10 protein-coding genes are annotated in these 12,647 nt (G+C 42.7%); 8 read left to right on the top strand and 2 right to left on the bottom strand.

The window, feature by feature from the left end; all coding sequences use genetic code 11:
- The first annotated feature begins 3 nt into the window (after positions 1–3).
- Positions 4–3,447: a pyruvate carboxylase gene (pyc, locus tag ACFQ0V_RS05465; RefSeq protein WP_381010689.1), complete on the top strand. Its 3,444-nt coding sequence runs from the start codon at positions 4–6 to the stop codon at positions 3,445–3,447.
- A 92-nt stretch (positions 3,448–3,539) separates the two neighbouring features.
- On the opposite strand, the gene ACFQ0V_RS05470 is transcribed toward pyc, so the two are convergent.
- Positions 3,540–4,454 (bottom strand): COX15/CtaA family protein, encoded by a 915-nt coding sequence (locus ACFQ0V_RS05470; protein WP_381010692.1) that lies wholly within the window; start codon positions 4,452–4,454, stop codon positions 3,540–3,542.
- 326 nt (positions 4,455–4,780) lie between these two features.
- On the opposite strand from ACFQ0V_RS05470, the gene cyoE reads away from it, so the two are divergent.
- From cyoE to ACFQ0V_RS05505, 7 genes are all read left to right on the top strand, one after another.
- Positions 4,781–5,698, top strand: a complete 918-nt coding sequence (cyoE, locus tag ACFQ0V_RS05475) for a heme o synthase (protein WP_381010694.1) — start codon at positions 4,781–4,783, stop codon at positions 5,696–5,698.
- Positions 5,699–5,795: 97 nt separating this feature from the next.
- Positions 5,796–6,887: a cytochrome c oxidase subunit II gene (gene coxB / locus ACFQ0V_RS05480; RefSeq protein ID WP_381010696.1), complete on the top strand. Its 1,092-nt coding sequence runs from the start codon at positions 5,796–5,798 to the stop codon at positions 6,885–6,887.
- 30 nt (positions 6,888–6,917) lie between these two features.
- Positions 6,918–8,798: a cytochrome c oxidase subunit I gene (gene ctaD, locus ACFQ0V_RS05485; RefSeq protein ID WP_381010699.1), complete on the top strand. Its 1,881-nt coding sequence runs from the start codon at positions 6,918–6,920 to the stop codon at positions 8,796–8,798.
- Complete coding sequence (locus ACFQ0V_RS05490; protein ID WP_381010701.1) at positions 8,799–9,428, top strand: cytochrome c oxidase subunit 3; 630 nt, start codon at positions 8,799–8,801, stop codon at positions 9,426–9,428.
- A gap of 1 nt (position 9,429) precedes the next feature.
- On the top strand, positions 9,430–9,777 hold the full coding sequence (locus tag ACFQ0V_RS05495; RefSeq protein ID WP_381010703.1) for a cytochrome C oxidase subunit IV family protein: 348 nt from the start codon (positions 9,430–9,432) through the stop codon (positions 9,775–9,777).
- Between the two features lie 195 nt (positions 9,778–9,972).
- The gene (ctaG, locus tag ACFQ0V_RS05500; RefSeq protein ID WP_381010706.1) at positions 9,973–10,905 is read left to right on the top strand and encodes a cytochrome c oxidase assembly factor CtaG; all 933 of its coding nucleotides are present in this window, start codon (positions 9,973–9,975) and stop codon (positions 10,903–10,905) included.
- Positions 10,906–10,922: 17 nt separating this feature from the next.
- Entirely contained in the window at positions 10,923–11,387 is a 465-nt protein-coding gene (locus ACFQ0V_RS05505; protein ID WP_381010709.1) for a DUF420 domain-containing protein, read from the top strand.
- A 179-nt stretch (positions 11,388–11,566) separates the two neighbouring features.
- Here ACFQ0V_RS05505 and ytvI read toward each other — a convergent pair whose 3' ends face one another.
- Positions 11,567–12,625: a sporulation integral membrane protein YtvI gene (gene ytvI / locus ACFQ0V_RS05510; RefSeq protein WP_381010712.1), complete on the bottom strand. Its 1,059-nt coding sequence runs from the start codon at positions 12,623–12,625 to the stop codon at positions 11,567–11,569.
- Positions 12,626–12,647 lie beyond the last annotated feature (22 nt).

Consider the following 12,647-nt stretch of genomic DNA (forward strand, 5'->3'; position numbering starts at 1 on the left):
AATATGGCGCAACAACAAATTGAGAAAATTTTAGTAGCGAACCGTGGAGAGATCGCTATCCGAATTTTCCGCGCGTGTACGGAATTAAACATTCCGACAGTCGGGATTTACTCGGCAGAAGACCGTGGTTCATTCCACCGTTACAAAGCAGATGAATCATACTTGGTGGGAGAAGGGAAGAAGCCGATCGATGCTTACTTAGATATCGAAGGCATCATCAAAATTGCGAAAGAGAGTGGCGCCAATGCCATTCACCCAGGGTATGGATTTTTAGCAGAGAACGAAGAGTTCGCTCGTCGTCTCGAAGAAGAGGGCATCATTTTCATCGGACCGACTTCAAAGCACTTGAACATGTTCGGTGACAAAGTGAAAGCGCGTACGCAAGCGATCAATGCAAACATACCTGTTATACCTGGTAGCGATGGTCCTGTATCATCCGTAGAAGAAGTAGTACAGTTCGGAGACGAACATGGCTACCCAATTATTATTAAAGCATCACTCGGTGGTGGCGGACGCGGAATGCGTATCGTTGAAAAAGCAGACGAAGTCGTCGAAGCTTACAACCGTGCAAAATCTGAAGCGAAGTCAGCATTCGGTTCAGACGAAGTTTACGTTGAAAAATTCGTGCAAAATCCAAAACATATCGAAGTCCAAATTATTGCGGACAAATACGGTAACGTCGTTCACTTATACGAGCGAGACTGCTCGATTCAACGCCGTCACCAAAAAGTTGTAGAAATTGCACCGTCGATTTCATTGTCAGACGAGTTGCGTGCAGACATTTGTAACGCAGCGGTTCACTTGATGAAAGAGATCGAGTACGTCAACGCTGGTACTGTCGAATTTTTAGTTGCAGATGGTAAATTTTACTTCATCGAAGTAAACCCACGTATCCAAGTAGAACATACGATTACTGAGATGGTGACAGGAATCGATATCGTTCATACACAAATTCATGTGGCAAATGGTGAGCGCCTACATGAAAGCGTTGCCAGAGTACCAGCGCAGCAAAATATTCCATTATTCGGATATGCGATTCAATCTCGCGTTACTACAGAAGACCCGTTAAATGACTTTATGCCTGATACAGGTCGACTTTCTGTGTACCGTTCCGGTGGAGGATTCGGAGTTCGTTTAGATGCGGGTAACGGTTTCCAAGGAGCGATTATTACACCGTATTATGATTCATTACTCGTAAAATTATCGACATGGGGAATGTCATTTGAAGAAGCGGCGACGAAAATGGACCGTAACTTGCAAGAGTTCCGGATTCGCGGAATTAAAACGAACATTCCGTTTTTAGAAAACGTCGTTCGTCATCCAGATTTCTTAACAGGAAACTACGATACGAGCTTTATCGATACGACGCCTGAGTTATTCGAATTTAAACCGCGTAAAGACCGTGGTACGAAAATTTTGAATTACCTCGGAAATATTACGGTGAACGGTTTCCCTGAAATCGGTAACGATTCGAAGCCGATTTTCCATCACCCACGCAAGCCGATTGTCGATTTGTCAAAAGCACCTCAACCCGGTACGAAGCAAATTCTCGATGAGCGCGGTGCCGATGGACTCGTTCAATGGGTGAAAGACCAACAAAACGTCTTATTGACAGATACGACATTCCGTGACGCGCACCAGTCATTGTTAGCGACGCGTGTTCGTACGTCAGATATGACGAATATCGCAAGTGAAGCAGCGCATTTACTTCCAGATTTATTCTCATTCGAAATGTGGGGCGGCGCAACGTTCGACGTATCGTACCGTTTCTTAAAAGAAGATCCGTGGCAACGTCTTGAGCGCCTGCGCAAACAAATTCCGAACGTCATGTTCCAAATGTTACTGCGCGGTGCGAACGCTGTCGGATACACGAACTACCCAGACAATGTCATTCGTGAATTCGTTCAAGAATCGGCACAGTCAGGCATTGACGTCTTCCGTATTTTCGACAGTTTAAACTGGATTAAAGGAATGGAAGTCGCAATCGACGAAGTTCGTCAATCAGGCAAAATTGCCGAAGCGACACTTTGCTACACAGGGGACATTTTAGATGACTCACGTGCGAAGTATACGGTGCAATACTACAAAGATATGGCGAAAGAATTAGAAGCGACAGGTGCTCACATTCTCGGATTGAAAGATATGGCTGGTTTATTAAAACCGGAAGCGGCATATCGTTTAATTTCAGAATTGAAAGAAACAGTCGATATTCCAATTCACTTGCACACGCACGATACGAGCGGTAACGGTGTATACACATATGCGCGAGCAATTGAAGCAGGTGTAGATATCGTTGATACAGCGCTCGGATCGATGGCTGGACTTACATCACAACCGTCAGCGAGCTCATTGTACTACGCGATTCAACACGGAGAGCGTGCGATGAACGCTAATATCGAATCACTCGAACAATTATCTTACTATTGGGAAGATATCCGCAAATATTACCAGCATTTCGAAAGCGGCATGAACAGCCCGCATTCAGAAATTTACGTGCACGAAATGCCAGGTGGACAATATTCAAACCTTCAACAACAAGCGCGTGCAGTAGGACTCGCAGAGCGTTGGGATGAAGTGAAAGATATGTATTCACGTGTAAACTTAATGTTCGGAGACGTCGTGAAAGTAACGCCTTCATCAAAAGTCGTCGGCGATATGGCATTATTCATGGTTCAAAACGATTTGGATGAGCAGTCTGTCATCGAGCGTGGCGACACGATCGACTTCCCAGACTCAGTGATCGAGTTCTTCCAAGGATATTTAGGTCAACCACACGGTGGCTTCCCGAAAGAACTTCAAAAAGTCATCTTGAAAGACCGCGAGCCAATTACAGTTCGTCCAGGCGAATTGTTAGAGCCTGTGGACTTTGAAGAACTAGAACAAAAAGTAGCACCGATGTTAGAGCGTCCGGTGACGAAGAAAGACGTATTAGCGTACGCACTCTATCCGAAAGTGTTCGAAGAGTATGCGGCGACGTTGAAAGAATTTGGAGACGTATCGGTCATCGACACGCCAGAGTTCTTATACGGAATGCGTTTAGGAGAAGAAATCGAAGTGACGATTCAAAAAGGAAAAACATTGATCGTCAAACTTGTATCAGTCGGAGAACCACAATCGGATGGTACACGTGTCATCTTCTTCGAATTGAACGGTCAGCCTCGTGAAGTCGTCATCCAAGACGTTCACGCGGAATCTGACATAGAGAACAAACAAAAAGCAGATCCAGCGAACGATGCTCATATCGGAGCGACAATGCCAGGAACGGTGTTGCAAGTAGCGACAGCGGAAGGCACTCGCGTACGCCGAGGAGAGCATTTACTTATCACGGAAGCGATGAAAATGGAAACGACAATCCAAGCGCCATTCGACGGTGTCGTGAAGAAAATTCACGTCACAGCAGGCGATTCAATCGCACCGGGTGATTTGTTAATCGAAATGGAACATTAAAAATAAGCAAGCGGAGACGAAATTTTCGTTTCCGCTTGCTTTTTTCATAAAAAAATTCCTTTCCGACGTCGAACATCGAAAAGGAATGTGCTTTATTGTTTTGAACGATAAAGTAATAAAATGAAATACGTGAGCAAGCCGAACAACAGTGTGACGAATAAAGAGTGGAACATCGCGACGATTAAATTAGCTTTCGTAAAGATGACGATCGCACCTGCAATGACTTGTAATGTCACAAGTGTAGCAGCGATAATCCAACCCCAATATAGTACACGTTGATCTTTATAATGTTTCACCGCATGAATGGCAGCGTACACGATCCAAAGGAATAATAGACCTGCTGCGAGTCGGTGTCCCATTTGTACCCATTCTTCAAACGAAGCAGGCATGAGAGATGAGCTTCCTGAGCCGTCGTGACAAAATGGCCACGATGGGCAGACGAGCTCTGAATTCGTATGGCGTACGAGTGCGCCTGTATAAATGACTAAATAAGCATAGACGGTAATTCCGATCGTATGGAATCGCAATTTCGAACCGAAGCGCACGCCGTCTGCATCGAATTTTTTATCGACTTCGAAAACGATGAGCGTCAGTAATAAAACGGCTGCGAATGAAATTAAAGAAATTCCGAAGTGCAACGCTAAGATGAAGTCCCCTTGTCCCCACAACACTTGTGCGGCTCCGATGAGCGCTTGCAAGATGAGGAAGAAGACCGCTGTGATCGCTAAAAATTTCGTTTCGCGAATATGTCCGAGCGCTTTCCATGACCAGACAGCGAGGAGAACGATCGCAATGCCGACGACTCCTGTGACGAGGCGATGCGAGAACTCGATCAACACTTCTGTCGTAATGACATCAGGGATGAGTTTTCCATTACATCCTGGCCAGTGGCGTCCACAACCCATTCCACTATCCGTTTTCGTGACGAGTGAGCCCCCGAGCAAAATAAACAACATTCCGATTGTCGAAATGAGACCGAACCATTTTAAATTTTTACTGTATCGCAAATGAGATACACCTACTTTTATAAAAAATTGTGCTTTTCACTTGTGTCGCACTGTCATGATGATAGCGAAAAAATGTGTAAAAAACAATGTTATTCAATTCACAAACGCATTTTCAAACGGTTTTTCACAATTTGTTCATAAAAAAGACGTTTTAACTTCACAAAAGAAGTGGGGAAATGATTTACTATAAGTAAGTGACGACGTATTTAGTCGTATTACCATGGAAATTCGAGATAATTGTGAATTACTCTAGAAATTTTCTCGAATTTTCGTTATAGTGAAGTATAGTAGTAAGCTTTTAAGATAACTTTGAAAGGAGGGTTATTATGTCAAATGGGCGTGCGATTTCACAAAATGTCAAAAAAGAAGTCGAAACGAAGTCATTTGTGAAAGAATTTTTAGCACTCATTAAAATCGGAATTGTGAACTCTAATTTAATTACGACGTTCACAGGCCTGTTTCTGGCATTTCAATTCACCAACAAAAGTTTTCTTCACAGTTTAGACTTACTCGTATTAACGTTGTTAGGTACGGCGCTAATCATTGCAGGTTCTGCTGCGATGAACAACTGGATTGACCGTGATATCGATCCGCTGATGACGCGCACGAAAGAACGTCCGACGGTAACGGGGCGTTTTGACGGTAAAGCAGTCTTCACCATCGCGATGGTGCTCATTATTGCAGGGGAGTTATTTCTCTTCTCTATTAATAACGTCGCAGGATGGCTCGGGGTTGCAGGAGTTGTCAGTTATGTTGTCATTTATTCTATGTGGTCTAAGCGCAAGCACGTTAGCAACACAGTAGTCGGAAGCTTCTCAGGGGCTATCCCACCGCTCATCGGTTGGGCAGCAGTTGAACCGACGCTAGGATTTGGTGCTTGGGCACTGTTTCTCATCATGTTCGCATGGCAACCACCGCATTTCTATGCGTTAGCGATGCGCAGAACGGAAGAGTACAGAGCGGCGAGCATTCCAATGTTACCAGTCGTGAAAGGATTTAAACGAACGAAAATTTCCATTCTCGGATGGATCTTGTTGTTATTCCCACTACCGTTCTTATTAAAAGAACTCGGGCTCGGATTTATCCTGCTTGCGACAGTACTCAATATCGGTTGGCTCATTTTGTCGGTGAGAGGTTTCAAAGCGAAAGATGATATGAAGTGGGCGACAGGGATGTTCGTCTATTCCATCAACTACATGACGATCTTATTCGTCTCGATGATCATCTTCTCGATCTTCATCTAACTACGGAATTCTTTCTGATATGTAGAATTCATCATAAAAGAGGTTAGTAGTCCTCATAACTTATTATTTTATTTGGAAAGAGAGGTATTCATAAGCGATGAAAAAAGGACTTAAAAAGTGGCGTCTCTTTTCACTTTTAACGGTGCTCGCGATTTTCTTAGCAGGATGTGGTCAAGAAGAGATTTCTACACTCATGCCAGCAGGACAAGTCGGACGTGACCAATTTAACTTGTTAATGATTGCAGCAGCAATTATGTTATCGGTTATTTTCGTAGTCGTCACAATTTATACAATTGCACTCGTGAAATTTAGACGTTCAAAATTAGGGGACGATCATATCCCAGAACAGACAGAAGGAAGTCATTTCCTCGAGATGGTCTGGACGGTTATCCCAATTATTCTCGTATTGATCTTCGCAGTTGTTACAGTTTATTACACGTATAAGTTAGGTGACGTTTCAGCGATGGGTGCTACGGATGAGGAAGGTAATCCAGAGAACTTAGTCGTAGACGTTACAGCAAAATTATACTGGTGGGAATTTGAATACAAAGACCTCGGTATTATTACTGCACAAGAATTAGTAGTACCAACAGATGAGAAAGTATACTTCAACTTAATTGCAGCTGACGTAAAACACTCATTCTGGATTCCAGCAGTAGGGGGTAAACTTGACACGAACGTTGAGAACGTGAACAAGTTCTACTTAGTATTCGAAAAAGAATCTAAAGATTTACGCGATGGCGTATTCTATGGTAAATGTGCTGAGCTTTGCGGACCATCACACGCATTGATGGACTTCAAAGTAAAATCACTTCCACGTGCTGAATTCGACGAGTGGGTTGTAGCGATGCAAAACACTGCAGATGAAAAACCAGTAGCGAACCAAAAAGGTGAAGAAGTATTCGTACAGAGCGGATGTATCGGATGTCACGCGACGGACGCAACAGCAGTTCAAGGTGGCGTAAAACAATCAGGTACACAAGGTCCAAACTTAGCGACATTCGGTGACCGTAACCGTGTTGCAGGGTTCATGCCACATGACGCAGAGAACTTAGAAGACTGGATCCGCGATACACAAAAGAACAAACCAGGTAACAAAATGCCATCATACGGCGAAGACCAAATTTCGAATGACGAAATGGACGCTTTAGTCGAGTACTTGATGGGTCTTAAAGTAGAAGAAAAATAATGACTAGAATTTTGGATAGGAGGTAACAACGTGAGTTCAGTTGCTCAAAAGAAAGGCTTTGGCGCAGCAGTATGGGACTGGATGACGACAGTCGACCATAAGAAAATCGGTATTCTTTATCTCCTCGGGGGAGCGTTCTTCTTCGTACTCGGTGGTATTGAAGCGCTCTTCATTCGTTGGCAATTACTTACTCCGCAAAACGATTTCGTAACAGCGGGTATGTTCAACGATTTGATTACGATGCACGGTACGACGATGATTTTCTTAGCTGCTATGCCGATATTATTCGGATTTATGAACGCGATTGTTCCGCTTCAAATTGGAGCGCGTGACGTTGCATTCCCATTTATTAACTCATTAGGTTTTTGGATGTTCATGCTCGGAGGTATTTTCCTTAACTTATCTTGGTTATTCGGTGAGGTTCCTGATGCTGGATGGACTTCATACGCATCACTTTCACTCGTATCACCAGGACATGGTATTGACTTCTATGCATTAGGTTTACAAATTGCAGGTGCTGGTACGTTAATGGCAGGTATTAACTTCTTAGTTACGATTATTAACATGCGTGCACCAGGTATGACTTACATGCGTATGCCATTATTCACATGGACTACGTTTATCGCATCAGCGATGATTTTATTCGCTTTCCCACCATTAACAGTAGGTCTTTTCTTCTTAACATTTGACCGTATGTTCGGTGGACAATTCTTCAACCACTTAATGGGTGGTAACACGATCATTTGGGAGCATATCTTCTGGATCTTCGGTCACCCTGAAGTTTACATTTTAATTTTACCAGCATTCGGTATTTTCTCTGAGATCTTCTCAACGTTTGCTCGTAAACGTCTTTTCGGATACCCATCAATGGTATTCGCAACAGTATTAATCGGTTTCTTAGGATTCATGGTTTGGGCTCACCATATGTTCACGGTAGGTCTTGGACCAACAGCGAACGCGATCTTCGCGGTTGCAACAATGGCAATTGCAGTACCTACAGGAGTTAAGATCTTCAACTGGCTCTTAACGATGTGGGGCGGTAGCATTAAAGTAACAACACCAATGCTTTACGCATTAGGTTTCATTCCATCATTCGTTATGGGTGGGGTAACAGGTGTTATGCAAGGTTCTGCACCACTTGATTACCAATTACATGACTCTTACTTTATCGTAGCTCACTTCCACTACGTAATCGTCGGTGGGGTAGTGCTCGCAATCTTAGCTGGTACACACTACTGGTGGCCAAAAATGTTCGGTACGATGTTAAACGAAACACTTGGAAAGATCACATTCGTGTTCTTCTTCATCGGTTTCCACATGACATTCTTAATCCAACACTGGTTAGGATTCTGGGGAATGCCACGTCGTGTTTGGACATACATGCCAGACCAAGGTTGGGACTTAGCAAACATGATCTCAACAATCGGTGCTATTTCAATGGGTATCGGTGTTATCATTCTCGTGTTTAACGCGATTATGGCAACAATTAAAAACGAGCGTGTCGGTAACGACCCATGGGGAGACGGACGTACGCTTGAGTGGGCGATTCCTTCACCACCACCATTCTACAACTTCCCACAAACGCCACTCGTGCGTGGATTGGATTCAGTTTGGTTAGAAAAAATGGATGGGAACGAATCAGGATTCTTACCTGCAGAGCCAGTGAAAGATATCCACATGCCTTACGGATCAATTCTTCCGTTCATTATGACATTAGGTTTATTCATCGCAGGTTTCGGTGCGATGTTCCGTTTAGAACATGCTTGGGGCTTACCAGTTCTCGTAGGTGGTTTAGTCGTAACATTCTTCGCGATGGCAGCTCGTTCTGTACGCGATGACTTAGGCTTCTACGTAACGAAAGAAGAAGTACTTCAGACGGAAAAAGAAATTGCGCAGAGGGGGCATAATTAAATGGATGTTTTAAATCATAAGTTCACCCCTGAAACTTGGCCGGAGCACCCAGAACGTGCTACACTTGAGGCGAAAAACAAGTTTGTTGGTTTCTGGTTATTCTTAGGCGGAGAGACAATTTTATTCGCAACATTATTCGCAACGTATTTAGCGCTTCGTAACAGCGGTCCAGAAGGATTCGAACATACGACGCAAAGCTTATATGACTTGAAATTAGTTCTCGTCATGACACTTTTACTTTTAACATCTTCATTAACGAGTGTTTACGCGGTTTACCATATGCGTAACTTCAACTTCAAGAAGATGCAAATTTGGATGTCAATTACAGCACTTCTCGGTACAGGCTTCTTAATGGTAGAAGTTTACGAGTTCGTGCACTACGTTGGCTTAGGCTTCACATTTGGTAGTTCAGCGTTCGCGTCAGCATTCTTCACATTAGTCGGTACACACGGACTTCACGTTGCTATAGGTCTCGTATGGATCACATTGTTAATCTGGCGTAACGCGAAACGTGGATTGAACCTTTACAACGCTACGAAGTACTATACATTCTCATTGTACTGGCACTTCATCGACGTCGTGTGGGTGTTCATCTTCACGGTAGTATACTTGATGGGAGTGATTGGTTAAAATGGCTGAAATTCAAGTTACGAAACGTACTCCAGCGCAACAACAACTCAATCGCAAACGCGGTAAAGAAGGTATGCGCAATCAAATTATGATGTTCTCTTTAATGATTTTCTTGACGCTCTGTTCATTCGGTATGGTCGTTGCGTACCAAAATGAAGTACTCGGCATGTCAGGATACTTCGTATTACCAATGGTTCTTTTAATCGCAGCAGTTTTAGTAGGGTTACAATTTTACTACTTCATGCACATGGCGGAAGAAGAACATGGGATTCCACAATTCTTTATGTATACAGGCATGATCTTAGGTGGACTCGTACCACTCGCAATGCTTACAATCGTTTGGTGGTAATCGAATGAAGACAGTCACTTCCTCGTGAAGTGGCTGTTTTTTATTTTACGAATCGATGTCAATGTGAAAGGTGAACAAAATAAGAACAAAAGAAGAAACTTCATAAAAAAATGAAATGAAAGTGAAACGTACGCTTGAGTTCGATTTTTTTTAGCCGTATAATGAAAAGAGATTGATAAAAAAGGGGCGAACTACATGCTACCGTTAAGTATTTTTGGAGCGACGGCACTTTGGAGTCCATATTTTGCAGCATCGCTCGTCGTCTTAACTGTATTTTATTTTTTACTTACAGTGAAATGGCGTGATCGATTTGAAGGTTCGGAACCTTTAAAAGCGAGAGAACGTAATTATTTCATCGCATCGATGATTTTACTTTATATTGTAAAAGGTTCTCCGATGGACTTGCTTGGACATATTTTATTTTCCGTTCACATGGCGCAAATGGCATTATTGTTATTAATTGTCGCACCATTTATGATGAGCGGGATTCCGAATTGGATGTGGCGTAAAGTATTTGCGATCACACCACTTGCGAAATTCATTCGTTTAATGACAAAGCCGATCGTGGCTTTACTCGTTTTCAGTTTAATGTTCTCGTTATATCATTATCCGATTGTATTAGACACGGTAAAATTAAATGTCTTTTTACACGCAGGATTTACGATTACGATTTTCATTTCCGCACTATTTTTATGGTGGCCATTAATTAACACGTTAGAAGGGCAACCACAATTGCACGGATTGAAAAAAATCGGCTACGTCATTTTAAGTGCTTTGCTCATTACACCAGCATGTACACTTATTATTTTCGTAGACGTACCTGTTTATGAAACATATATGACAGGAGAAGCATGGTTACAAGCGATGGCGCTTTGTGTACCAGCTGGAACATTAGCGTCACTCCCACCAACGATTACAGGACCGCAATTGTTTACGAGCATGCCGGCACTGTATGACCAACAGCTCGGTGGAATTATTATGAAAATTATGCAAGAACTCATTTACGTCGTCGTTATCGGGAAAATCTTCATCACATGGTACCGTGACGAGCAGAAAAACGCAGATGTCATTACACAGCGTGAAATCGAAGAGCGTAAAAAACGTGAGGAATTGTATCAAACTAATTAAATAAAGGAGCATGTGACATGCAAGATGTACCATTATTGCCTACGATTAGTACGTTTTTCATTGTACTTTCAGCGATATTAGTTGCGATTGGTTGGGTGCTCATTGCGAAGCGTAAAATCGAAGCGCATAAAAAGACGATGATGGCTGCAGCAGTAGCGGCAATCTTGTTCTTTACGATTTATATTTCACGTACGGTTTTCGTCGGGAACACAGCATTCGGTGGTCCAGATCATTTAAAAATTTACTACACGATCTTTTTAGTGTTCCATATCATTTTAGCGACGACGAGTGCTGTATTCGGCATCATCACGCTTTACACAGGATGGAAAAACAATTTAGCGAAGCACCGTAAGCTCGGACCATTTACGAGCATCATTTGGTTCTTCACAGCGATTACAGGTGTTGCGGTTTACTTACTGTTGTACGTCTTCTATAAAGGCGGAGAAACAACATCTGTCATTAAAGCAATTTTAGGATTTTAAGTATCGTTCCTCTCATGAAGCAATGTCTTCTTGAGGGGAATTTTTTATATGAAAAAAACTTAGTAACGTCATTTGACGAAGAACTAAAAAGCTACCTTTGAAAATGTACACTTTAAAATCAAAAGAAGCTCATTCGTTCAAATTTTGAACGAATGAGCTTTCTTAAAAAGGCAAAGGTTTTAAATTTTGAAGTTCGTTCGGATGATACCTGCTTCGCGTGCTGTCGTAAATAAAATGACGACGAACGGTCCGATGAAGAAACCGAGGAAGCCGAATAGTTTCAGTCCGATAAACATCGCGATCAATGTCGGGAGTGGCGAGAGCCCAATTTGGGACCCCATCACTTTCGGTTCAACCGTACGACGGATGACGAGTAAAATGATCGCTAAAATCGCGAGTTGTGTACCGAGAGCCGCATCGCCTGTAAGGAATGCGTAAATGGACCACGGTGCTAAGACGATGATCGACCCGAGAATCGGAATGACGTCGATGATCCAAATGACGAGTGACATGACGACGGCGTATTCCGGAACGATGATGAGCAAGCCAATGAAAGAGACTGCTAAAATAATTAAACTGACGAGCAATTGTGCTTTCATGAAGCCGATGACGACTTTATTCAGTCGCGCTGTCATGTAACGCACTTTTTGAGACGTTTCGTCTTTTAAATGACGGAATGCCATTTCTTTTAATTGTGGTAATTCCAACATGAATAAAAAGAGAGCGATCATAAAAACGATTAAGCTAACGAGAAAATTCGGAATTTCTGCCGCGATTGCGGTCAATTTATCGTAACTTAATAAGTTGATTAACGAGTCGCGCAATGAAATAATAAAGTTGTTCAGCTCCACTTGAATCGCTTTGACGAATTCATCAGGCATACCTGCTGAGAACTTGAAAAAACGGTCCTGTGTTTCGTTCCAAGCGAGGATGAGGGAGTTAATATGAGCGGGAGCATCTTTGACGAAATTGACGATCCGCGCAATTAAACTCGTCACCGTGAAGTAAATCGCTAAAATGATAATAGAGATGACGAAAATGTAGACGGAAATGACCGAAACTTTTCGTGATATTTTAATGCGTGTTTCAACGAATCGAACGAGTGGTTCAATGAGCATCGCCATAAGTAAAGCTAAAATGATCGGAATTGAAACAGGGACGATAAAATATAAACTAATAGCGATGGCGATGACCGAAAGTGTGATGAACACATTTCGCTTTGTTAAAATTTTCGACAACTTGAACCCCTCCGTAACTGGT

It is taken from the genome of Savagea faecisuis, assembly GCF_042675605.1.
In the GTDB taxonomy this organism is placed as follows: Bacteria; Bacillota; Bacilli; order Bacillales_A; family Planococcaceae; genus Savagea; species Savagea faecisuis.

What these genes read in the sequence shown, in the direction of transcription:
- pyc (WP_381010689.1), top strand. Translation starts at nt 4, where the DNA reads ATGGCGCAACAACAAATTGAGAAAATTTTAGTAGCGAACCGTGGAGAG.
- cyoE (WP_381010694.1), top strand. Translation starts at nt 4,781, where the DNA reads ATGTCAAATGGGCGTGCGATTTCACAAAATGTCAAAAAAGAAGTCGAA.
- coxB (WP_381010696.1), top strand. Translation starts at nt 5,796, where the DNA reads ATGAAAAAAGGACTTAAAAAGTGGCGTCTCTTTTCACTTTTAACGGTG.
- ACFQ0V_RS05490 (WP_381010701.1), top strand. Translation starts at nt 8,799, where the DNA reads ATGGATGTTTTAAATCATAAGTTCACCCCTGAAACTTGGCCGGAGCAC.
- ACFQ0V_RS05495 (WP_381010703.1), top strand. Translation starts at nt 9,430, where the DNA reads ATGGCTGAAATTCAAGTTACGAAACGTACTCCAGCGCAACAACAACTC.
- ctaG (WP_381010706.1), top strand. Translation starts at nt 9,973, where the DNA reads ATGCTACCGTTAAGTATTTTTGGAGCGACGGCACTTTGGAGTCCATAT.
- ACFQ0V_RS05505 (WP_381010709.1), top strand. Translation starts at nt 10,923, where the DNA reads ATGCAAGATGTACCATTATTGCCTACGATTAGTACGTTTTTCATTGTA.